Source organism: Paenibacillus sp. LjRoot56, from assembly GCF_964253335.1.
GTDB lineage: Bacteria > Bacillota > Bacilli > Paenibacillales > NBRC-103111 > Paenibacillus_E > Paenibacillus_E allorhizoplanae.
Window position 1 is genome coordinate 957,501 of the sequence record NZ_CAXURV020000001.1, and the last position, 21,179, is coordinate 978,679.

The 21,179-nt window shown below is 47.0% G+C and carries 18 protein-coding genes, 8 tRNA genes, 2 rRNA genes and 1 pseudogene (1 of these 29 only partly in view); 20 read left to right on the forward strand and 9 right to left on the reverse strand.

The annotated features are described in order from the left end of the window. The 10 genes from ACSQ8O_RS04355 to ACSQ8O_RS04400 all read left to right on the forward strand — a co-directional run. Positions 1-1,057, forward strand: a 23S ribosomal RNA gene (locus ACSQ8O_RS04355) (it extends 1,860 nt beyond the left edge of the window). A 71-nt stretch (positions 1,058-1,128) separates the two neighbouring features. Then, positions 1,129-1,245 (forward strand): 5S ribosomal RNA (gene rrf, locus ACSQ8O_RS04360). Between the two features lie 29 nt (positions 1,246-1,274). Next, positions 1,275-1,350, forward strand: a tRNA-Ala gene (locus ACSQ8O_RS04365). A 4-nt stretch (positions 1,351-1,354) separates the two neighbouring features. After that, a tRNA-Asn gene (locus ACSQ8O_RS04370) sits at positions 1,355-1,430 on the forward strand. A 9-nt stretch (positions 1,431-1,439) separates the two neighbouring features. Next, positions 1,440-1,514: transfer RNA gene (locus ACSQ8O_RS04375), tRNA-Glu, on the forward strand. 26 nt (positions 1,515-1,540) lie between these two features. Then, a tRNA-Val gene (locus tag ACSQ8O_RS04380) sits at positions 1,541-1,616 on the forward strand. Between the two features lie 25 nt (positions 1,617-1,641). Continuing rightward, a tRNA-Cys gene (locus ACSQ8O_RS04385) sits at positions 1,642-1,712 on the forward strand. 10 nt (positions 1,713-1,722) lie between these two features. Then, a tRNA-Leu gene (locus tag ACSQ8O_RS04390) sits at positions 1,723-1,808 on the forward strand. 18 nt (positions 1,809-1,826) lie between these two features. Continuing rightward, a tRNA-Arg gene (locus ACSQ8O_RS04395) sits at positions 1,827-1,903 on the forward strand. A gap of 20 nt (positions 1,904-1,923) precedes the next feature. Further along, positions 1,924-1,994: transfer RNA gene (locus ACSQ8O_RS04400), tRNA-Gly, on the forward strand. A gap of 246 nt (positions 1,995-2,240) precedes the next feature. Here the strand turns inward: ACSQ8O_RS04400 and ACSQ8O_RS04405 are convergent. From ACSQ8O_RS04405 to ACSQ8O_RS04420, 4 genes are read right to left on the reverse strand one after another with little or no spacing between them, the layout of a single operon-like run. After that, positions 2,241-3,278 carry an ABC transporter substrate-binding protein gene (locus ACSQ8O_RS04405; RefSeq protein ID WP_436240574.1) on the reverse strand — a complete coding sequence of 346 codons (1,038 nt, stop codon included), beginning with the start codon at positions 3,276-3,278 and terminating at the stop codon, positions 2,241-2,243. A 25-nt stretch (positions 3,279-3,303) separates the two neighbouring features. Next, positions 3,304-4,467, reverse strand: coding sequence for an amidohydrolase family protein (locus ACSQ8O_RS04410; RefSeq protein ID WP_436240575.1), 1,164 nt, complete (start codon positions 4,465-4,467; stop codon positions 3,304-3,306). A gap of 58 nt (positions 4,468-4,525) precedes the next feature. Beyond that, complete coding sequence (locus ACSQ8O_RS04415) at positions 4,526-6,106, reverse strand: PucR family transcriptional regulator (RefSeq protein WP_436240576.1); 1,581 nt, start codon at positions 6,104-6,106, stop codon at positions 4,526-4,528. Positions 6,107-6,126: 20 nt separating this feature from the next. Further along, entirely contained in the window at positions 6,127-7,386 is a 1,260-nt protein-coding gene (locus ACSQ8O_RS04420) for an amidohydrolase family protein (protein ID WP_436240577.1), read from the reverse strand. Between the two features lie 258 nt (positions 7,387-7,644). Here ACSQ8O_RS04420 and ACSQ8O_RS04425 point away from each other — a divergent pair, with 258 nt between their 5' ends. Beyond that, on the forward strand, positions 7,645-8,238 hold the full coding sequence (locus ACSQ8O_RS04425) for a TetR/AcrR family transcriptional regulator (RefSeq protein ID WP_436240578.1): 594 nt from the start codon (positions 7,645-7,647) through the stop codon (positions 8,236-8,238). Between the two features lie 33 nt (positions 8,239-8,271). Beyond that, positions 8,272-9,237 (forward strand): MBL fold metallo-hydrolase, encoded by a 966-nt coding sequence (locus ACSQ8O_RS04430; protein ID WP_436240579.1) that lies wholly within the window; start codon positions 8,272-8,274, stop codon positions 9,235-9,237. Between the two features lie 89 nt (positions 9,238-9,326). On the opposite strand, the gene ACSQ8O_RS04435 is transcribed toward ACSQ8O_RS04430, so the two are convergent. Continuing rightward, positions 9,327-9,758 carry a hypothetical protein gene (locus tag ACSQ8O_RS04435; RefSeq protein WP_436240580.1) on the reverse strand — a complete coding sequence of 144 codons (432 nt, stop codon included), beginning with the start codon at positions 9,756-9,758 and terminating at the stop codon, positions 9,327-9,329. Between the two features lie 253 nt (positions 9,759-10,011). Between ACSQ8O_RS04435 and ACSQ8O_RS04440 the strand changes: the two genes are divergently transcribed. The 5 genes from ACSQ8O_RS04440 to ACSQ8O_RS04460 are packed head-to-tail and all read left to right on the forward strand — an operon-like array spanning position 10,012 to position 13,135. Then, positions 10,012-10,755, forward strand: a complete 744-nt coding sequence (locus ACSQ8O_RS04440; RefSeq protein ID WP_436240581.1) for an SDR family oxidoreductase — start codon at positions 10,012-10,014, stop codon at positions 10,753-10,755. 1 nt (position 10,756) lies between these two features. Then, positions 10,757-11,347 (forward strand): TetR family transcriptional regulator, encoded by a 591-nt coding sequence (locus ACSQ8O_RS04445; RefSeq protein WP_436240582.1) that lies wholly within the window; start codon positions 10,757-10,759, stop codon positions 11,345-11,347. Beyond that, entirely contained in the window at positions 11,344-12,381 is a 1,038-nt protein-coding gene (locus ACSQ8O_RS04450; RefSeq protein WP_436240583.1) for a S66 peptidase family protein, read from the forward strand. Before ACSQ8O_RS04445 ends, ACSQ8O_RS04450 begins: the two co-directional genes overlap by 4 nt. Positions 12,382-12,436: 55 nt before the next feature. Continuing rightward, positions 12,437-12,889 carry an NUDIX domain-containing protein gene (locus tag ACSQ8O_RS04455; protein ID WP_436241939.1) on the forward strand — a complete coding sequence of 151 codons (453 nt, stop codon included), beginning with the start codon at positions 12,437-12,439 and terminating at the stop codon, positions 12,887-12,889. Positions 12,890-12,931: 42 nt separating this feature from the next. After that, positions 12,932-13,135, forward strand: coding sequence for a hypothetical protein (locus ACSQ8O_RS04460; RefSeq protein ID WP_157256981.1), 204 nt, complete (start codon positions 12,932-12,934; stop codon positions 13,133-13,135). A gap of 105 nt (positions 13,136-13,240) precedes the next feature. Here ACSQ8O_RS04460 and ACSQ8O_RS04465 read toward each other — a convergent pair whose 3' ends face one another. Further along, complete coding sequence (locus ACSQ8O_RS04465) at positions 13,241-14,143, reverse strand: manganese catalase family protein (protein ID WP_436240584.1); 903 nt, start codon at positions 14,141-14,143, stop codon at positions 13,241-13,243. A gap of 97 nt (positions 14,144-14,240) precedes the next feature. Further along, positions 14,241-14,383 (reverse strand): annotated as a pseudogene (locus ACSQ8O_RS04470) (YnfA family protein); the annotation flags it as partial. Positions 14,384-14,531: 148 nt separating this feature from the next. On the opposite strand from ACSQ8O_RS04470, the gene ACSQ8O_RS04475 reads away from it, so the two are divergent. From ACSQ8O_RS04475 to ACSQ8O_RS04485, 3 genes are all read left to right on the forward strand, one after another. Continuing rightward, on the forward strand, positions 14,532-16,319 hold the full coding sequence (locus ACSQ8O_RS04475) for a hypothetical protein (RefSeq protein ID WP_436240585.1): 1,788 nt from the start codon (positions 14,532-14,534) through the stop codon (positions 16,317-16,319). 38 nt (positions 16,320-16,357) lie between these two features. After that, the gene (locus tag ACSQ8O_RS04480) at positions 16,358-17,053 is read left to right on the forward strand and encodes a hypothetical protein (protein WP_436240586.1); all 696 of its coding nucleotides are present in this window, start codon (positions 16,358-16,360) and stop codon (positions 17,051-17,053) included. A gap of 335 nt (positions 17,054-17,388) precedes the next feature. Beyond that, on the forward strand, positions 17,389-18,171 hold the full coding sequence (locus ACSQ8O_RS04485; RefSeq protein WP_436240587.1) for a squalene/phytoene synthase family protein: 783 nt from the start codon (positions 17,389-17,391) through the stop codon (positions 18,169-18,171). 305 nt (positions 18,172-18,476) lie between these two features. On the opposite strand, the gene ACSQ8O_RS04490 is transcribed toward ACSQ8O_RS04485, so the two are convergent. Then, a complete protein-coding gene (locus ACSQ8O_RS04490) occupies positions 18,477-20,420 on the reverse strand; it encodes an FtsX-like permease family protein (protein ID WP_436240588.1) in 1,944 nt (647 codons plus the stop codon). Beyond that, positions 20,410-21,171 carry an ABC transporter ATP-binding protein gene (locus ACSQ8O_RS04495; protein ID WP_436240589.1) on the reverse strand — a complete coding sequence of 254 codons (762 nt, stop codon included), beginning with the start codon at positions 21,169-21,171 and terminating at the stop codon, positions 20,410-20,412. The genes ACSQ8O_RS04490 and ACSQ8O_RS04495 overlap by 11 nt, the downstream gene beginning before the upstream one ends. Positions 21,172-21,179: the final 8 nt, after the last annotated feature.

Genomic DNA, 21,179 nt, shown 5'->3' on the forward strand with positions numbered 1-21,179 from the left:
GGTGCTGGAAGGTTAAGAGGAGTGGTTAGGGGGCAACCCCGAAGCTATGAATTGAAGCCCCAGTAAACGGCGGCCGTAACTATAACGGTCCTAAGGTAGCGAAATTCCTTGTCAGGTAAATTCTGACCCGCACGAATGGCGTAACGACTTGGGCGCTGTCTCAACGAGAGATCCGGTGAAATTTTAATACCTGTGAAGATGCAGGTTACCCGCGACAAGACGGAAAGACCCCATGGAGCTTTACTGCAGCTTGATATTGGACTTTGGTACGATCTGTACAGGATAGGTGGGAGCCTTTGAAGCCTGAGCGCCAGCTTGGGTGGAGGCATCGTTGGGATACCACCCTGATCGTATCGGAGTTCTAACCTGGTACCGTGATCCGGTATGGGGACAGTGTCAGGTGGGCAGTTTGACTGGGGCGGTCGCCTCCTAAAATGTAACGGAGGCGTTTAAAGGTTCCCTCAGAATGGTTGGAAATCATTCGCAGAGTGCAAAGGCATAAGGGAGCTTGACTGCGAGACCTACAAGTCGAGCAGGGACGAAAGTCGGACTTAGTGATCCGGTGGTACCGAATGGAAGGGCCATCGCTCAACGGATAAAAGCTACCCTGGGGATAACAGGCTTATCTCCCCCAAGAGTCCACATCGACGGGGAGGTTTGGCACCTCGATGTCGGCTCATCGCATCCTGGGGCTGAAGTAGGTCCCAAGGGTTGGGCTGTTCGCCCATTAAAGCGGTACGCGAGCTGGGTTCAGAACGTCGTGAGACAGTTCGGTCCCTATCTGTCGCGGGCGTAGGAAATTTGAGAGGAGCTGTCCTTAGTACGAGAGGACCGGGATGGACGTACCGCTGGTGTACCAGTTGTCTCGCCAGAGGCATCGCTGGGTAGCTATGTACGGAGGGGATAAGCGCTGAAAGCATCTAAGCGCGAAGCCCCCCTCAAGATGAGATTTCCCAGTATGTAAGACCCCTTGTAGACGACGAGGTTGATAGGTTCGAGGTGGAAGTGCGGTAACGTATGCAGCTGACGAATACTAATCGGTCGAGGGCTTAACCAAAATTCCTAAGTAAGTACTATACGTTGAAGTTTCGTATCTAGTTTTCAAGGCGCAAACAAACGCTTTGACTGTTTGGTGATGATGGCGGAGGGGACCCACGCGTTCCCATCTCGAACACGACCGTTAAGCCCTCCAGCGTCGATGGTACTTGAACCGCAGGGTTCTGGGAGAGTAGAACGTTGCCAAGCAGTTACCCTAACGGGTATTTTTTTTGTCTGGGGCCATAGCTCAGCTGGGAGAGCGCCTGCCTTGCAAGCAGGAGGTCAGCGGTTCGATCCCGCTTGGCTCCACCACTATTCCCTGATAGCTCAGTTGGTAGAGCACTCGACTGTTAATCGAGTTGTCACAGGTTCGAGTCCTGTTCGGGGAGCCATTCTTTCTAGGCCCGTTGGTCAAGTGGTTAAGACACCTCCCTTTCACGGAGGTAACAGGGGTTCGAGTCCCCTACGGGTCACCATTAATTTCCACATAGATTTATCCCATGGAGGCTTAGCTCAGCTGGGAGAGCATCTGCCTTACAAGCAGAGGGTCGGCGGTTCGATCCCGTCAGCCTCCACCATTTATTTAGTTGAGAAAAAGATTTCGGCGCTATAGCCAAGTGGTAAGGCAGAGCTCTGCAAAAGCTTTACCCCCAGTTCGAATCTGGGTAGCGCCTTTATATATAAGCCGGAGTGGCGGAATCGGCAGACGCACAGGACTTAAAATCCTGCGGTAGGTGACTACCGTACCAGTTCAAGTCTGGTCTTCGGCATTTTTTAACCTCATAGATGCGCCCTTAGCTCAGCTGGATAGAGTATTTGACTACGAATCAAAAGGTCGGGAGTTCGAATCTCTCAGGGCGCGCCATCTTTGCTTAAACAAACTACGCGGGCGTAGTTTAATGGTAGAACTTCAGCCTTCCAAGCTGATCGCGCGGGTTCGATTCCCGCCGCCCGCTTATATGAAAAGGACCACCTGCGGGTGGTCTTTTTCATTGCATAGGTAGGGAAGAGAACCCGCAAAGGTTCGACCGTCCGTGAACACTTCATTGAATAAACGGAGTAGGACGAGCGTCCAAATATACCACTAGTTGCTTCCGTAGGAAGTCTTAAAATCCGTATTTGGAGTATTCCCGCCGCCCGCTTATATGAAAAGGACCACCTTCGGGTGGTCTTTTTCTTTGCATAGCTAGGTGGTGTGTTTATTACTTCACCGGCAAAAACTCATTCGTATACAAATCCTTCACCGGAATATCTTCTTTGATCATGCCGGCTTCTTTCATTTGGCTAACGAGTGTTTTCCAACGCTCATCGGACATGTAGCCAACGCCGTGGGCTTTGGCATCGCCGCCGAAGATGAAGTCTTTGGCAACGGCTTGCGCATCCTTCAGATGATCGACGTCGTAGTCTTTGTTAACGCCGTTAAGGGCATTATTGACTTCGTCGCCGTGCGCGTAGTAATAGTCCCAGCCTTCGCTGGTGGCTTTGATATAGCGCTTAATCAAGTCGGGATTCTTCTTGATAAAGTCATCGGTGGCAATAACGACGTTGCCGTAAGGGTTGTAGCCAAGGTCTGCGTTCAGGAACCAATCGACGTTAACGCCTTGTTTTTTCAGAACGTAGGGTTCGTTGGTAGCAAAGCCTTGGGTGATGGAATCTTTATCTGCGGAGAAGCCCGCCAGGGAGCCTGTGTAGTTCTGGATTTGTACTTTGTCGAGCTTGTATTTGTAGCTGATGTACTGCCAGAACGGAAAGCCAACGGCGGTGTACACTTTGCGTCCGTTGAGGTCTTCGATTTTCTTGATACCAGAGTCTTTATGGAAAATCAGGTTTTGAGGATTGGTTTGCAGATTGGCATAGATAACTTTGACGGGAATCCCTTCCTTGCGGGCAAGGACAACTTCATCGGCATTGGCCATCGCGAATTGCACTTTGCCGCCAGCAACGAGTTGAACGTTGGAAACTTGAGGTCCACCTTGTTGAAGCGTAATGTCGATGCCTGCTTTCTCATAGATTTTCGCCAGCTGCGCAGCGTAGTGTCCACCCATTTCTGGTTGGGCAAACCAGCTCATCGCTTGAGTTACTTTGTCTGGCGCTTTGGAGCTTGATGCGGCCGTTGATGCTGCAGGTGTTCCGGACGTTGTTGATGTGCTCGTTCCACAAGCAGAGAGTAAAAGGACTGTTGCAATAGCGGCTGTACCTACTTTTGTTTTCCCCAGTAATGTCATTCGAAATCTCCCCATTCCCTTTAATTGTTTATGTCTAGTTTTATATCTTCCAAGCGTTCTGCAGCTGTCTGCCAGCAACAGGAACACCACGAACACTAACGACCTCGCGCGGAGGGGCTGCAGCTGCGGCATGCTCAGCATTTACCGCAGTTAGGAGGATGAAGTCGGCAGGGTCACCGATTTGGAAGGTCCCTGCGGTAGAGCCCAGGTGCGGATAGACGGAACGCAGGCGCTCATCGTCATTCCAACGGTACATATCCGCCATTCTTCGGGCACGCATGAGCTGATCGGTGAAACCGAAAGGTGTCCATGCATCCAGCCCGGTATGATCGGAGCCGAGGTAAACTCGCACGCCTTCAGCTCTTAATTGCGCGACGCGAGGCATCGCGGAATCGATCGGCACGCTGGTGATGATGGCAATATCTAGTAGGGCCAAACGTTTTGCTATCGGAAGGGATTCGCTTTCGGATACCTCACCTAAGCAGTAGGCGTGGCTGACGGCGACTTTCCCCATTTTACCCGTCTGCTCGGTGTAGTCCATGATGCGCTCCAAGGTGAAGAGTCCTAGGTGTCCGGGATCGTGCAAGTGAATATCGACTTCGGTGTCATGAGCGACGCTCATTTCAAAAATGGCCTGTAAGCTAGCCTCGATATCGCGGTCTACGCCAGCAGGATCCACGCCGCCGACAATTGTGGCGCCCTCCTGAAGGGCTTGTTTAATGAGGTTAATCGATTGTGAACGTATTAGCCCTTGCTGTGGGAAGGCGACAATCTCGATGGTTAATGTCCCTAAGAATTCCTCCTGAAGCTCCCGCACCATGGTAAGATGGGATAAACCGATCTCGGGGTCAATGTCAACATGAACACGAACTCGGGTCGTTCCGAAGGCCAGCATCTGCTGCAAGATGCCTCGCGCACGTTCCTTTTGCCCACTTTTGAGAGGAACTAAGAGGTCTTTCTCCATTTGAAATTGATCATATAAGGAAGCAACTTGGTGCCGTGAAATCCACTGATCATCAGGGAATGCCTTATCCAAATGCACGTGATAGTCTTTGAAAGTAGGCACCATAAGCATGCCTTGTGCGTCCCAAGAGGGAGTTTCCTCACTATTCGCAGCAGGTACGATCTCGGCGATAACGCCTTGTTTCAATAGCAGGTTATGTAGGGCGCCGTTTACAAGAACGTTACTTAGCCATTGTTCCATCGTGATAACTCCTTTCGCAGCGGAAAAGCATAGTGTCTGTTTTCTAGTTTGGTTGCGTTTATTTCAGATAATTTCGGAAGAGAAAAGCTAACTTCAAGCGCAGGAGATCACTCATCTTTTTAAAATCCATCTGCAATAAATCTGCGATTTTCTCCAGTCGGTACGAAACCGTATTACGATGGACAAAGAGATAGCGGCTTGTTTCATTAATGGATCCGTCATACTCAAAATAAACTTCCAGGGTTAACGCCAGCTCGGGATCAACCTGCTTGTTCTTACCGTAAATGGGCTCCAATACGTAGTTGTAATACCCTCGCATGGCTTCCTCGGACAGATGCTGGAATAGGGAGAATAGCTCGATGGAATCATGATGCAGGACAGTTTGGCTCATACGCAGTCGCTCAGCGGCGTGGTGCGTTTCCAAGCATTCCTTGTATGCGTTGTAGATGAGTTCAGGTTGAGCTTTCACACGACTGACCCAGCAGTGCAGATCAGCGGCAGAGGTTTTGGAAGTTAGATGTGACAAGCAGGAATTTAGTGAAGACAGGAAATCTTTTTTATGAAAAGTCTGTTCCTCCGGAAGAGCGAAGATCGAGAACAATCCATCTGCCAAGTAGAAGTGCTCTGATTCATACTGCTGCAACTGGGGATGATAGATCAGCAACTGGCGAACTTCATTAAGCAGCCTAGTTGCACCAGGTTGTTCTGACGGGATCGTCGTAAGTACACATTGGTAGGTGGTGGATATGACGGTGAGATGGTAGCTTTTGCAGCTTTTCATGAAATCGTGAAAGGATAGCTCTCGCTGGAAAAAGTCCGTAAACACTTGACTAAGTGCATGTTGGCGTGAGGGGTCTTTACCTTTTTGAATATCGAGTCCGAGATGGTAGGTTAAGATTTCGGCGGCTTGATGGAACAAAGCTTCCTCTTCCTTCAACATCAACGGAGAATTCACATACACCTTGAAAAAGCCCGTGCAGCCTAGTGAATCCATCAATGGGATGCGGAAGCATCGGGTGTCTCCGAAGCCTTCCCATTGCGGGGATTTCGTCCATGGCCATTGGTGAAGGAGGACATCCTCCGACCAAGAAGTGTTATGAAAAAGCACATTGCCACCCTGCCCAAATACGGAGATTGGTTGCCCTAGAATGCCAGATATCATATGAAAAATATCCGAGGATTCCTTATTGCGCAGGGCAAATTGCATGAGCTGTTTTTGTTTTTCTAGGACAGTCTGCAGTTTCTTGGTTGTCTTCGTGTGCTCCGCGTTGAATAAAGCGTCCATCTGATCGGAAAAGGTGAATTCAAATGGCAGCTCTAGGATCGGCATTTCGAGTCGATTGGCCTCGTCGTACAGCTCTTGTGGAATTTGATCCCAATATCGGCCTACTTTGATGCCTAGCCCTGCTCCGCCTCGCTCATCCAACATCCGTAAGGTGGAAAGGGCCATATCCAGGTGATCTTTCATGACAAAGGCGGTAGTAAACAGCATTTCGCCGGATTTGATCCAATCGCCCGCATCGGGGGCATCCATGACATTGACGGATCGCAGAATACGTGACAGACCTTTTTCTCCAGCAACTAATTTGGCACGTGACAAAGGGTAAATGGTTAACGCTTCTTCAACGGTCAGGTGCATCTAATCCCCGCCTTTCCTCATTAGGAGCTCACTTGTTCATTGTAAAAGGTCGTCTGCTTTATAGTTGAGGCAACAAGCTGTCCTCGCTTCCAAACATAGCGTCTAGGTACTCGTTCATAGAAGGCACTGCGCAGATTAGTTGACTCGAATAGCACGAGATCAGCATACGCTCCGATGTGCAGGCCATAATTCTCAAGTTCTAGTGCCTTTGCCGCACGGGTTGTCGCCATCTCAATAAGTGTGACAACGTCCTGCTTAGAGCCCATATATGTGGTATGTGCGAGGAGCATGCCTGTGTCCAGTGGATCTGCTGTGCCGAAAGGTGTAAAAGGGTTCTGAATGTTATTGCTTCCATAGATAACATTGGCTCCTTGCTCCAAAAGGAGGGGTACAGGGGTTAGCCCCCTTCTGTGACGGTGATCGTCTCCGCGTCCGTTCAGATACAGGTCTGTAGCGGGTAATGACATGACATGGATACCTGCTTCGGCAATAGCCGTGCAGATGAGCTGGGCCTCTTCATAAGGGAGTGAACCAAGTGAAGTAAGATGGCCCACGCTTACGCGCCATTGCATCTCATAAGCATGCGTCATGCGGATGATGCTGAGAATGGCTAACATGGACGGGTCGTCGGAGAAGTCTACGTGTAAGTCTATGGATTTGTTGAAAGTTTTGGCTAAGTTAAAAACGGTGCTAAGATGCGCTTGTAAATCTGCATCCTGATACGTGATTCCGCCGACGACATCGGCGCCAAGTTGTAAGGCTTGGATGAGTAGCTCTTCTGTTCCAGGCTGCTTGGCGATGCCTTCTTGGGGGAAGGCGACGATTTGCAGGGTGATCTGATTGGAGTAGCGTTCCTTCAGTGCTAGCATCACTTCGAAACCGATTAGGCCAACGATAGGATCAATCTCAACATGACAACGCATGTGAGTCACACCATTGGCAATGGCTTGTTGGATCACTTGGATCGAGCGGGCCTCGATATCTGTAGAGGTGAAGGCGTGTTTAAGTTCTAAGGTGGAGGCGATCGCTTGCTCGATGGAGCAGGCGTCTTTCGTCATGAGATTCAATAGAAAGGCTTTATCCAGATGGATATGTGGTTCTATTAAACCGGGGAGTAGAACTCGCCCGTTGGCTTCAATTAGCTGTCCCACGCTGAGAGTATTAGGTTTGCCAGGGAGATGCTCCTGAAGGTAGATAATTTTCCCATCCCGAATGCCGACATCCATCAGGGTGCCGAACTGGGGGTTGGAGAAGCATCGGATGATCAAATCAAGTTCCATACCTTCGCACCTCATTAATGTAAGAAAATATGACACAATTTCGATTTGTTAACTGAATTATAGGTCTGTTCGCTCGAAACAGTCAATGATCTGGTAGGTGGATTGTGTTTTTTATTAAAATAGGCAGGTGGATTGTGATTATGTAAATTTATATGTAAATTAATATGACATGCGTTTACGGGGGAGCTACATTTTAATGTCTTGCTCTCTTTTGTTATACTAAAAGATAAGATTTTACGCGTGTAACGGAGGGTTACTATGCAAAAAGGTGAAAGAACTCGCAAGCATATTATCGCTCAGGCCGCGGAGCTGTTTAACCAGAAGGGATATGCAGGTTCATCCTTATCGGATATTACGGAGCTGACAGGCATTAAGAAGGGCGGGATTTATCGCCATTTTGCCAGTAAGGACGAGATTGCGCTGGAAGCCTATGACTATGCAGGTAGCGTAGTTAGTGGGAAAATGAACGATGCCATTCGTGCGGAAGAGACCGCCAGTGGCAAGTTGTTAGCCTATTTGCGCGTCTATGAAAATGTGGTTGAAACGCCGCCATTTATCGGAGGATGCCCACTGTTGAACTTAGCTACCGAGAGCGACGATAGTCATCCTATTTTGCGAGAACGGGCTCAGCGGGGACTAAAGAGTACATTGAACAACATGAAAGAGATTATTTCCGAAGGTGTTCAAAATGGCGAATTCAAAGCGGATCTCGATATCGAGGCTTTGGCGACTTTCACGCTTTCTGTGATGGAAGGCGGCATTATGATGAGCAAGCTTGAAGGGGACAACCGACATATTCGTATGAATATCGAGAACCTCACCCAGTATCTAAAGGGATTTTGCATGCGTTGAAGCTGGGTTAGAGCAGAGATAGATTGTGAGAAGATGAATGGGGATGAACGTATGGCGCGGCAGCGATATAGCAACTTAGATCCAAATGCGAAGACGAAGACATGGAAAGAAGTACGTCGCTGGCAGAAAGAGCGGAAGGGTAAAGTGAAAGATCTGAGCTTCCGGATTGGCCAATCTGAGCATAAGCAGCAGGAGCTGCTGAAGAATAATCAGGGTGAAGTCACAATCACATGGATCGGGCATGCAACCTTTTTGCTGCAAGTAGGTGGAATGACGATTGTAACCGACCCTGTATGGGCCACTCGAATGGGCTTTAGTCCAAGGCTCGAGGAGCCAGGTTTATCTATAGAAGAGATCCCGCCTGTTGATGTAATATTGCTGTCTCACGCGCATTACGATCACTTGCATGTGGGTTCGTTGAAAAAGCTGAGAGGCACGCCATACGTACTTGTGCCCGAAGGACTAGGCTCTAAGGTGCGGAAGCTGGGGTTCAGCACGGTCTATGAATTGCCATGGTGGGGCAGTCAGACCATCGGCCAGCTGGAGTTTCATTTCGTGCCTGCACAGCACTGGACAAGACGTACGTTAACCGATACGAATACCTCGCTATGGGGCGGATGGATTGTGAAGCGGAGCGCGGTGTTGGAGGGAGAGCAGCATCCTCCTGCGATCTATTTCGCTGGCGATAGCGGGTACTTCGAAGGATTTCGGGAGATTGGTGCGAAATTTCCGGGTATCGGCTACGCGCTGATGCCGATTGGCGCCTACGAGCCGGAGTGGTTCATGGGGATGCAGCACGTTTCCCCAGAGGAAGCGGTGCAGGCGTTTCTTGATGTCGGAGCGCAGCAGTTCATTCCGATGCATTATGGGGCATTTCGTCTTGCCGATGATACGCCAAAAGAAGCATTGGATCGATTGCTGGCGGATTGGCAGCGGAGGGGTCTTGACCCAAGCTTGCTACGGTTGTTGAAGCATGGAGAAACATTGATAGCCGAGTGAACCGAGAAATAGGACGTGAAGTAGAGGTGCTTGATGTAGAGGATGGGAGTCCTGAAATCAAGCACCTCTATGCGTTTCGCGGGGTGCGTTTAACTGCGATTAAATGCTGCTGTCGCTTTCGTTTTATTCCAAGTGACTTCGATGAGATAAACTCCTTGAGGTAAATTCGTGAAGGATTTCAAATCTGTATAGGATTGGCCTGGCTCCAAGTCCAAGTAATCTATGATCGCAACTGCGCCGTGTTCGAATACGGTTTGATCTTTCAAAAGGGTATACTTTGCGCCGCCAATGACAGTGATCTTATCTTTAGTTTGATTCGTGAACGTATAGGTTACTTTCGTCTCTTTGAGTCCATTGTCTACCGTCACGATGCCCTGCATGGCAGGAAGGATGACTTCCTTCGGAGTTGAAGATACTGGTTTCGTTGAGCTTTCCGGTGGTGTGACCTCGCTCTTCGAGCATCCTGCAAGGAGTATTGAAATGCTTAGTACACCGAGTATGGCATAACGCATTAGGATCAATTGAAGCCCACCCTTATATAGAATCTGTCTGACATGACTGACGGAGGGAGAGCGGGATAAGTTGCAGGTGGATTGGAACTTTTGGGTTGGGGGCTTCCGTCAGAGGGGAGGCATAATGGTTTACTAAAATGATGAATGACAAAAATCAAATAATGTCATTTGATTTTTGTCATTCATCATTTTATAATAAAGTTAATAAGGTTCGGGGAAGGCGACTCTACTTTCTCACTACATCGAAAAGGCGGGATTGTGCATGGAGCAGAAATTAACGGGTAAAGTAGCTTTGGTTACGGGTGCATCGAGAGGGATCGGTCAGAAGATAGCAGAAGAGCTTGCGCTGCACGGGGCTAAGGTTGTTGTGAATTACGCAAGCAGTCCGGGAAAAGCGGAGGAAGTCGTTAACGGCATTAAGCAACAAGGCGGTGAAGCGATCGCGATTGGGGCGGATATTAGCCAAGTGGCGCAAGTGGAGCTTTTGTTCCAGAAGACGTTGGAGGCGTATGGGCAGGTTGATATTTTGGTCAATAATGCGGGGATTTTGATTACGAAACCGATTCTCTCGATTACTGAGGAGGATTTCGATAGGCAGTTTAACATTAATGTGAAAGGGACATTCTTTGCAATTCAGCAAGCGGCGCTGCACATGAAGGAGAATGGTCGGATTATTAATTTCTCTACTTCGGTTAATGGACAAATGTTTCCTGGGTATAGCTCCTATGCGGGTACGAAGGGGGCTGTTGAACAGTTCACGCGTCAGCTCGCCAAAGAGTTAGGACCTAAGGGTATTACGATTAATGCCGTTGCACCAGGTCCAGTGAATACCGAATTATTCACAGTGGGGAAATCAGAGGAACAAATCAAAGCGATCGCTAACATGAATTCGTTCGGTCGATTAGGAGAAGCGGAAGATATTTCGCGGGTTGTACTTTTCCTAGCCAGCGAGGAGTCACAGTGGGTAACGGGACAAACACTTCGAGTGAATGGCGGTTTTATATAAAATGACGAAGAATGAGTTGCCGTTATCGAAGGATGAAATTTTGGATGCAGCGGAGCAAGTTCTTCGGCGGTATGGACCGGACAAAACATCTGTTGTTGACATAGCCAAGGTGCTGCAAGTGAGTCATGGGACGTTGTATCGACATTTTGAAAGTAAAGCCGCGCTGCGGGAAGCGGTGACATCGCGTTGGTTGCATACGAGCATTGCAGTTCCTTTGGAAGCAATTGCAAGTGGAACTGACGGTAGCGCCGTTGAGAGGTTGCGTTTGTGGTTAGACACGTTGATTCAGACCAAGCGGAAATTCGCTGCTGAAGATGCGGAAATGTTTGTGATGTATGCTAACGTTACGGTCATTGAAGTTGAAATGATTAGCACCCACATGTATCGCTTAATAAAGCAGCTAGAACAGATCATTGAGGCGGGGATGGCGAGTAAAGAGTTGAAGCAAGGTGACTCAGAGTCTCTTGCTAGAGCCATTTTCTTAGCTACCTCACGTTTCCATCATCCATCACATGCGGGGGAATGGGCAATGGGGAGTTTGGGTGAGGACTTCGAGAGTGTCTGGCAGTTATTACTAGGGGGATTAACATGATTAAACCCAAACGATTAAAGTCTGGCTCCAAGATAGCCATTATTTCACCATCCAATGGACTGCCTTATTTATTCCCGGATATCTATGAGATGGGCTTGAAGCATCTGGGGGAGGTCTTTGGCCTGGAAGTTGTTGAAATGCCATCGGCAAGGATGTCACCGGGGGAACTGTATAAGAATCCACAGCTGCGTGCTCAGGATATTAATCATTGTTTTGAAAATGAAGAAATTGATGGCATCATCACTTCCATTGGTGGATATGAATCAGTGAGGATTCTACCCTTTTTAAATAAGGAATTGATCATGAGTCATCCTAAGTTTATCATGGGTTTTTCAGATGCGACGACATTCTTAACGTACTTAAATAATTGGGGGATGGTAACATTCTATGGGCCATCTATTATGGCTGGAATCGCACAGCTGAGAAGTCTCCCTAATGCCTATAAGGAGCATCTAAAAGCGATGTTGTTCGAAGAGCAGTTCCCTTATCGCTATACGCCATATCCATCATGGACGAACGGTTATAAAGACTGGGGCCACCTGGAAACCTTGGGTGAGTGTCAGCCATTTGTAGAGAATGAGAATGGGTGGACGTTTCTACAGGGGGAAACGATTGAGCAAGGGGATTTGTGGGGTGGCTGCATCGAAGTACTAGAGTTTATGAAATCGACGATCTACTGGCCACAGGATGATTTCTGGCAGGATAAGGTCTTGTTTTTCGAAACATCGGAAGAGAAACCATCCCCTATGCAAGTCGGATATATGCTGCGGAATTATGGGATGCAGGGCATCTTTTCACGTATTAAAGGCGTCATATTTGGGAGAGCGAAGGATTATAGCGCAGCTGAGAATGTAGAGCTTAGAGAAATCCTCGTGAATATTATTGCAAAAGAGTTTGGAGCGGAGCGTGTACCGATTGTTGTTGATTTCGACTTTGGGCATACGGATCCGAAATTGATTCTGCCTCTTGGTGGGCGAGTGGAGTTAAATCCGGGGACGAATGAGGTTGTTTTGTTGGAGAGTCCTTTTGAATGATGGAAAAGTAGGAGGATTTGCATAAGTGAGTAAAGTTGAATGTGGCATCTATACAATGTGCTTAGTCCAAGATGGGAAAAAGGTGCTTCTGATAAATCGTCCCGAGTCCAAAGGGTTTCCCGGATTTCTAGGCCCAGGCGGTAAGGTGGATTTGGCGGAAAGTTTCACGGAGGGGACCGTCCGAGAATTGTGGGAGGAAACGGGACTCGTGGTGAAACCGGAAGATCTCATATACAAGGGCGTCGATGAATATTTAGTTCCCGAGAAAAACTATAGATATATGGTGTTTAATTATCTGACTCGGACATTTACAGGGGAGTTGCTAACTGATCCACCTGAAGGGGAATTAGCCTGGGTAGATATAGACGCTGCTTTACAGATGCCGATGCAAGATTGGTTTAAGCGGAGGTTTCCTTTATTTTTTGAGTCGGGAACTTTTGAAATTTCGGTTGTGTGGGATGAGACTAATCAATGTATAATCGAGGAGAAGGTAAGAAGATTAGGTTGATAGAATGATCCTAAAAACAACATGAGAGGGTAGCAGATTAATATGAGCGAAACGGTAAGTTTAAGTCTTGGAGGCTCCTACGTTGTGGCACCAGATAATCCTAGAAAGACTAAGAATCGAGGTCGGAAATGTATGATTCTTGCGTTCGAGCTTAACGACGAGGAGTTAGATATTCGGGTAATCTATCTCGATACGAGTAGAGAAGTATTGCTAAAGTTCAGTGATCTGAAGCCGATTACAGAGTAGGGGCTGCCTGAGGAAATGGCAAGGGAGATAAGCGAGTTTTTTCAATCCAAGTTCGTTTGGATAAAAAAGATCCCTACAACGTAAGGATCATCAGAATTATGCGAATTATGCGTTGATATTTCCAGCCATTTTGAGACGTGCAGCGATTTGTTGGAAATCTTCAGCCGAAATGCCAGGAGCAAATTCCTCATCTACCGCCGGTGCTTCAGCAATGGGGTATCCCTGAGGTGTGCCTGGGATGACTTCCAAGGCAGAGCCATCTTCGGGATGTGTACCTTTCCAAATCTGGCCGATTGTTGTGAAATCGTTGTCGCTCCATGTGTACAGCTTAGTATGAACGCCTTTCTCTTCATACTTTCTGGTTTCATTAAACGATTTGTTGCTTAAGGAAGGAATGGGGACTAATTTGGTGACATTGACTCCAGTTGCAACTTCCAACGCTTTGGCGTAAGCAACAACATGAACGCCTCCACGAACGAGGAGGTAACCAATCACTGCACGCGCTGCGGGGTGGTCGGTCATTTCATACACTTTCATTTTATGAGTACGTGCGCCGCATTCTAAGAAGAAATTATGCAGCAAATCCTCTACTAAGTTGCCGCTGTTAAACACGTTCGCACCTGTCCATGGGTTGCCCATGGAATCGAACGGCATAGCCCCTTGCGCACCTGCAAGAAAGTGATACGAAAGACGAGCATCTTTGACAACATCGAGTGGTGTCTGGTCTGGCTCTTTGTAACTCGTTGAACCTCTTAAGCATTTATTGATTGCGTGGGAAACCAACTCTACGTGGCCCAGCTCTTCGGCCGTAATACTCATGATTAGATCGTAAAAGGGCCTCAGTTTTTCCTTTGAACGAAAATTAAAGGATTGATACAGATAATTGTTCAAAGTGGACATTTCACCGAATTTGCCACCTAACAATTCCTGTACAGCTGCTGCGGCATTCGGGTCAGGTTTCTCAATGTCAGGAATCTCAATCGAAATTTCATCCATCCGTTTAAACATGGCTTCAACTCCCTCATAATTTTCACTCCTGTACATTGTTTACCTTAAGCTCTATAACTAACCATGCCGCAGGGGGGAAATGAGAAAAATGAGGCGATTAGCTCCTGGGTGCCCACAGCATGATGGAGACGCCAATAACGCAGACCGCGACACCGATCCAATCGTACAGATCCGGTGTTTTTTGTCGATGAGCCAGCCCCATAAAACGGCTAGAACAATGAAAACGCCGCCGTAAGCAGCGCGAGTATAGATGTTTCAGAAGCTACTTAAAAATAGCTTTTTTTGCATTTCCGTTACCTAGTAGCGTTTCCGATGGCAACTTTCCATTAGTGCTGTACGTCTAATTTTATATGGGAAATATTATAAAATCGTACAAGGATTGGTGAGCGTGATGGTCAGATTATGTGGTTTAGGATTTCTATTATCCGTCATGCTGCTGCTGAACGCGTGTGAAAACAATACCGAGGGTTTGGCCGTATCCGTATCGCCACAAGCAACCTCTCTGGAAGCATCGGCGATTCATACAACTGTGCCCGTCGCAACAGTTGAATCCATGACTCGGATTAAGCTGCAAAGCCTTACTTTCGGTGAACACAATAGTTCTGAGGGGAGGGTATTCCAACAATGGAAGGCTACGGATGTCCCTCAGGAACCTTTCCAAGTTGTGTATCATCTAGAGGATGTGAGTGTGAATGCAACTTTTGCGAACATGAGCGAAGAAGAACGACAGTTACTGATTAAGCAGATTAGGGTTGAGGGCAATGCGGATTGGGAGATTGTAGAAAGTAACAGTCCAATCAATCAGGTGAGGGTTCAATTCCATCATGCAAATGAACCGTTCGTCCTGCGCGTAGGGGATCTGCCTGCCATGACGTTCATGCGAAAAGAACCTGTGAGCTTTACTTTTAGTTCACCTGCAGGTCGCGATGTTCCTCACCTTTTGGTAATGGCACAGGAATATGGACCAAGACTGCGTATTCCTGAGGGGGAAAGCTCGGTAGAATTAGTTTTTTCGAATGAGATGCGAAATGACCTGCCTACGACGATAGAGGGTGTGTCTGTAACAGCTAAATGGATAGATCCCAAACACCTCTTGGTCCTACTAGACAATACGGGGGCCGTAGAGCATCGAATGAAAGAGCAGTATCTGCGAATGGATAACATGGTGGATGTAAGCGGCAATCGCTTGGGTGGTAGTCTCCAGGGAGTCTGGGTTCAACAAATGCCGAGGTATGTATGGCACTATGCCGATTCAGGCGAGTTGGCTGGTGGGGGCCCGAGGGATTCCTTATACGATCAATTGGTTATCTCGGAAGATAAACAAAACTATGTCGGAATTGTTCAACTTGGCGGGTCTATGGGAGACGGGGATGGAACGAGCTATTCGTATATTTTGGAGCAAAAGGGGAAGGACCCTATTGTCATAGAGAATGTGTTCTACTCCACGATTGAGCCTGATCAGCAGCCCATTCAATGGATAGATGCGAAAACACTCATGTATGCGTCCTACTACGGCGTGTTTGTCTATGATATTGAGAAAGGTGAGAAACGTATTCTTCACAAAGCTGATCCTGATGAGAATGATAATATCAATTACGCTGCCTATGATACGACGAGAAAGCTGCTTCATGTTTTGGCCTATGAGAACCGGCATGAAACGAGTCAATTGGCACGATTAACATATGTCTCAGGAGAAACCATATCCCAAAGAATTCCAGCCTACACGACAAGTGTACTGGTTGCCAAATACTCCGATTTGGATATGACCATTACCCCTATGCCGGAGGGCACCTATTGGACACGTATACAAGATGGCGTTCCCTACACGGACTACGTTAATCAAGCAGGGGGAAAGTTTACCGCCAAAGGAATTGCTCGGCTCGTCACAAAACAAGGTGCGTACCTACAGCAATATGAAAAAGGGGAATTTCAACTGCAAGCCTCCGGGTGGGCAATATGGCAACCCGGAAAAGCCGCGAAAGAAATTGCGAACCCGCCAGAGGGAATCGTTACCTTTGCTAGTGGGACGGATTTATTTACAAAGCAAGATGACAACCGGTATGTGAAGTATGATCTTCTACGCAATAAATGGGTAGACTGGCAGGCACCAAACGGGGAGATAGTTGCGGAGCCTGTTCAGGGGAAGGGTGGCTTGTACCGCGCCAGCGTGGAGTAGCCCATCGAGAAACCAAGCGTGAGGGGGAGTCACCACCGTTGAATCGACTATATCGAACGACGTTAGGTATCATCATCATGGGTGGATTTACATTTTTCATGTATCTAATCGTTGAATCTTCTATCTTCGAGAGAGAGCATAGCATCCTGGTGAATGTCGCACATTTGAATGAACATCACTACTCTGAACACTGGCAGGTGATTGTTACCACGCTGGAGATGGATGAACAAGCAAAGCTGCAAGATTTTCATATGTATTATAATCCTCAGGGTGAGGTTCAGAAGCTATCTTACGAAGTCGTATGGCGTCGTCTTGGGAAGCAAGATTTCATTTATTACTATGTAGATTATGACCTTATAACTAGTAAAGCTATTGTCAAAAAGCAAAAGATTGAGGGGCCATGGTTACAATATGATCGTTCGATTCCGGTGAAGTATTTCTTTGAGCGATTGGATGAGATGGATTTGAGGATAATGAAACCGAATAATGACGATCCGATACGTTACATGCGGATTCATGAGAGTGGCTCTCGTATGACTTATGCTATAAAAAATATGATGAAATACCGCATAGACAAGGATCAAATCCATGAAATCTCTGATGCCCAACTTCCGGTTGAAGGGTATTGGCTATCTGTATGTGGCATGTCGCAGGATGCCGCGCCCGATTTCGTTTCATCTTGTGAGGATCGAATTGATCATGTTTTAGATGCTCGTATGAGTGATAGGAAGTAAAACGAGGCTGCCGATGGAAGAGAAACGGTAGCCTTTTTTTCATGAAAGGGAAGTTGAAATTTGCGCGGATTATTTTATTCCTTTCACAATTTGGACATAATATCCAAAAAAAGGGGGTCATTACTTGCTTCGTTCCCAATATATTGCAATTGGCGATGACTCCTCTCTGAAAATTTGACACTTTTGTGTAATAAAGCTCAGATTCTGAAACTATTGGTGGTTGAGCTTGGATTAACAATAATAAAGTATGTTATCATGAGGTAACATTATATAAGTTAAAGGTAAGTTTATACTTGGAGGTAATTACCATTAGTACCGATACTGTGAAAGATGCAATGACCATGTTGAAACAAACGAGCCGCACCTTTTATATACCGATTAGCAGCTTGGACGCAGGTCTGAAAGAAGCGGTAGCATCTGCCTATCTGTGCATGCGGGCTATAGATGAAATCGAAGATCATGAGAATCTGGTGGATGGTTTGAAAATAGAGCTGTTAGCTGGTGTGCACGGAGCATTCCAGTCATCGGATATTATGGATGCCATACAGAAATTATTATCACCCTATACGGCGCAAGAACTTCCAGAAGTTTCTCTGCGACTTGCTGAATGGCTGCGTCTTTGTCCGCCTTCGGCGAGACCAATTATTGAGAAATACATTGCGAAAATGTCACTCCAAATGTCGGAATGGGTCCAAAAAGGGTGGAGCATCCGTACGGAAGAAGATTTGGATGGGTATACATACAGTGTGGCTGGTATGGTTGGCGAAATGCTGTCTGAGCTGTGGCAGTGGAATGACGGCACGCAATCAGATCGTGATAAGGCCATTGCCTTCGGAAGAGGGTTGCAGGCGGTTAATATCCTTCGAAACCAAGCTGAAGACGCGAAACGTGGCGTTAGCTTCTTTCCGGAAGGCTGGGGCTTCAAGGAAATGCAGCAGTACACGCGCCGTAATCTACAACTTGCCGACGCTTATATCGCAGACCTGAAGCAGGGTCCAGCGTTGAAATTCTGTAAGGTACCGTTGGCGCTCGCGCATGCGACGCTTAATCTGCTTTCTGCTGGTGGAAGCAAATTGACACGCGACGCGGTTTTGAAAATTGTGAGTAAGGTAACGTAGCTCGCAGCTATTAGTGAAGGGGTCCGCAGTACTTTCTGCGGGCTTCTTTTTTGTTGAGCTTCAGGGATGAGAGGAAAACTAGGATGCTCTATTAGTAATTAAAGGGGCCAAATGGTCATTAAGGGGAACGTTAGTATCCTATTTGTCAGAAAACGCTCAGAAAGGCGGTAATCGGGTAATTAGCGCACTCACGTTCCCTTTCGCTACCTCGCCACGCGTCCATTTGACGAAATAGAGAAAGGCTGCTCTCAAGTAGATGGAACTACTTGGGGCAGCCTTCAATTTACTTGAATTAGGACAGATACTTACAACGCCCGCTTAATCACCTTCCGATAATGCTGAACAGACAGCACCCCGAACACAGAGTAGAGTGCCGTGTACAGCCCCATTACGATCATCATCGGCGTCCACAGTTCCGTTCCAAACAAGAACCATCCCGATTGGATGGCGAAGTAACTGTGAACCAGCCCAACAACCAAGGGAATGCCAAAATTAAATAGCTGTTTAACCTTAATGCCATTGAGTAGATCGCCTTGTGTAAAACCAAGCTTTCGTAGAATGGTATACGACGATTTCTCATCCTCACTCTCATCCATTTGCTTAAAATAAAGAATGCAACCTGAAGTGATCAGGAAAGTGAGTCCTAGGAACCCGACGATGAACATGATCAATCCCATGCGATTTTTCGCTTCACTTGCCATATCTTGGCGAGATTCACGGGAAGCTTGCTCATCAAATTCGACTTCATGAAACAGTTGATTAGCTTTCTCACGTTCCTTCTCATTCACGATATCAATACCGATATATAGCGATGATTTTCCTTGAATGCGAGGGTCGAGATCTTGCTTGAGACGCTGAAAGACGGAATCGTCTACGACGGCAACAGGCAGATTGCCCATCGAGAAGCGCCTCGAAATGTAGGATTGTTCCTCGATGCCGCTATACGTTAGCGGGATGACGGTGTTCTGGGTGCTTAGTTGGACTAGACCGTTCGGTTTGAAGCGAAGAAATTTCTGCATTTCATCGTTAGCCCCGGTAAAAAAGGTTTGGTCAGCTGTCACATCAATTGATCCTGCAGCGGCATCGCTGATAACGGCCATCTGACCGGCATCTAGGCTCATATAAAGTTCATTTTTCATATCCAACACTTGGCTAAAATCAGCTTTAATTTGAATAACCTCAATCATTGTCTCGCGATGTTTAATACCGCCTTCATCCAAGGCTTTGGTAAAGCGCTCAGCATGTTGATGTTCTGTCACGGCAAAGTGAGCAGGAAGGTTCCTTTCGGCTGTTTTTTCAACCGAATAGTACGTAATATAGCTCAAGGACAGCAACCCAATCGCTAAAGCAGATACCGTTGTGATCACCATCAACAACAACGCATTGGATTTCATCCGGTACATGATGGAAGCGAGGGAAAGTACCTCTTGTACGTTCAAGTAGCCATTCTTCCTTTTACGGATCCCATTCAAAATCAAGCGGACAGACCCTTTGTAAAATAGATAAGTACCGATGATCACAGAGGCAAGAATGAAAAGCATACTGCTCAATAATGCAGGTGCTGTCATAATGCTTCCGGAAAATAACTTTGAGGATACATAGTAGCCTAACAAAACGAGACACAGCCCAATGAATCCAAGGAATGCTTCCGGTTTCGACATTTGCTTCACTTTGGCTTCGGTAGAGGAAGCGACATGGAACAACGAGAGAATCGTCTGCCTTTGAATAAACAAATAATTGACCAATAGAATTAACAAGTAAACGGCACTGAAAACAACAATGGTTTGGATAAATGCTTGAACCGAAAAGTGGAGCGTTGCGTTAGCCTTAACCCCTGTAATTTGCAATAAGACCATCAGAATGAGCTTAGACACGGAGAATCCGATAAACGCCCCAACCACTAGCGATCCGAAGTATAGGATGAAATTCTCGGTACTTAGGATGCGAAAGATTTTCCCCTTCGTCATGCCGATGAGTTGCAGAAGACCGATTTCTTTACTACGTCTTTTCACAAAAATATTATTCGCATATAAGTTGAAGATAGCAACAATGGCGATAAGCAGGACCGAGGCAGACTTCAGCGCAGCGGCGCCTTTAATAGTCCCCTTGGTCGCATCTAGAGCAGGGTCATACTGCAACGTGACAAAGGCGAAATAGAGCGCAACGCTAAACATTAATGCCAAGACGTACAAGTAGTAATGCTTAATATTAGCCTTCAAGTTTTGGAGGATGAGCTGATTAATACTCATTGTGCACACCGCCCAGGACGCCTTGGGTCTTCATGATGTCTTGAAAAAAGGCTTGTCTCGTTTCTTGCCCTTTATAAATTTGGGAGTAAATCTGCCCATCTTTAATGAAGATCACTCTGCTGCTGTAGCTGGCGGCGACGGGGTCATGCGTGACCATCACAATGCTCGCTTGGCGACTTACATTCATTTCACTAAGTTTATTAAGTAAATCGGAGGCAGATTTGGAATCGAGTGCACCCGTAGGTTCATCCGCAAAAATAATGTCAGGATCATGAATGAACGCTCTAGCAGCAGACGTTCGCTGTTTCTGCCCACCGGATATTTCGTTCGGATACTTATCCTTCAACTCATAAATGCCGAGCTCAGTCGCAAGGTCATGAAACCTCTGATTAGCTTCAACCTTGGACATCTTCGTTATCGATAAGGGAAGCAGGATATTTTCTTTCACAGTCAGGGTATCCAGCAAATTATAATCTTGAAAAATAAAGCCGAGATGATTCTTCCGAAACTCAGCTAATTGCTTTTCTTTCATGGTCGTCGTTTCTGCCTTGTTAATCTGAATGGAACCATGACTTACTTTGTCGATGGAGGAAAGCACGTTGAGCAGGGTTGTTTTCCCAGAGCCGGAAGGGCCCATGATGCTGACGAACTCCCCTTTTTCGATCGAGATATCAAGGCCACGAAGTACCTCTTGTTTGTTATGTTTATTGCCGAAGCTTTTATGAATTTTAACGGCTTGTAAGATAGACATGAATGACA

Bases quoted from the DNA above. Each gene is read 5' to 3' on its own strand.
- ACSQ8O_RS04460 (WP_157256981.1), top strand. From the start codon at position 12,932: ATGAGCGAAACGGTAAGTTTAAGTCTTGGAGGCTCCTACGTTGTGGCA.
- ACSQ8O_RS04405 (WP_436240574.1), bottom strand. From the start codon at position 3,278: ATGGGGAGATTTCGAATGACATTACTGGGGAAAACAAAAGTAGGTACA.
- ACSQ8O_RS04420 (WP_436240577.1), bottom strand. From the start codon at position 7,386: ATGGAACTTGATTTGATCATCCGATGCTTCTCCAACCCCCAGTTCGGC.
- ACSQ8O_RS04415 (WP_436240576.1), bottom strand. From the start codon at position 6,106: ATGCACCTGACCGTTGAAGAAGCGTTAACCATTTACCCTTTGTCACGT.
- ACSQ8O_RS04440 (WP_436240581.1), top strand. From the start codon at position 10,012: ATGGAGCAGAAATTAACGGGTAAAGTAGCTTTGGTTACGGGTGCATCG.
- ACSQ8O_RS04490 (WP_436240588.1), bottom strand. From the start codon at position 20,420: ATGAGTATTAATCAGCTCATCCTCCAAAACTTGAAGGCTAATATTAAG.
- ACSQ8O_RS04430 (WP_436240579.1), top strand. From the start codon at position 8,272: ATGAATGGGGATGAACGTATGGCGCGGCAGCGATATAGCAACTTAGAT.
- ACSQ8O_RS04425 (WP_436240578.1), top strand. From the start codon at position 7,645: ATGCAAAAAGGTGAAAGAACTCGCAAGCATATTATCGCTCAGGCCGCG.
- ACSQ8O_RS04450 (WP_436240583.1), top strand. From the start codon at position 11,344: ATGATTAAACCCAAACGATTAAAGTCTGGCTCCAAGATAGCCATTATT.
- ACSQ8O_RS04410 (WP_436240575.1), bottom strand. From the start codon at position 4,467: ATGGAACAATGGCTAAGTAACGTTCTTGTAAACGGCGCCCTACATAAC.
- ACSQ8O_RS04485 (WP_436240587.1), top strand. From the start codon at position 17,389: ATGACCATGTTGAAACAAACGAGCCGCACCTTTTATATACCGATTAGC.
- ACSQ8O_RS04455 (WP_436241939.1), top strand. From the start codon at position 12,437: ATGTGCTTAGTCCAAGATGGGAAAAAGGTGCTTCTGATAAATCGTCCC.
- ACSQ8O_RS04445 (WP_436240582.1), top strand. From the start codon at position 10,757: ATGACGAAGAATGAGTTGCCGTTATCGAAGGATGAAATTTTGGATGCA.
- ACSQ8O_RS04495 (WP_436240589.1), bottom strand. From the start codon at position 21,171: ATGTCTATCTTACAAGCCGTTAAAATTCATAAAAGCTTCGGCAATAAA.
- ACSQ8O_RS04465 (WP_436240584.1), bottom strand. From the start codon at position 14,143: ATGTTTAAACGGATGGATGAAATTTCGATTGAGATTCCTGACATTGAG.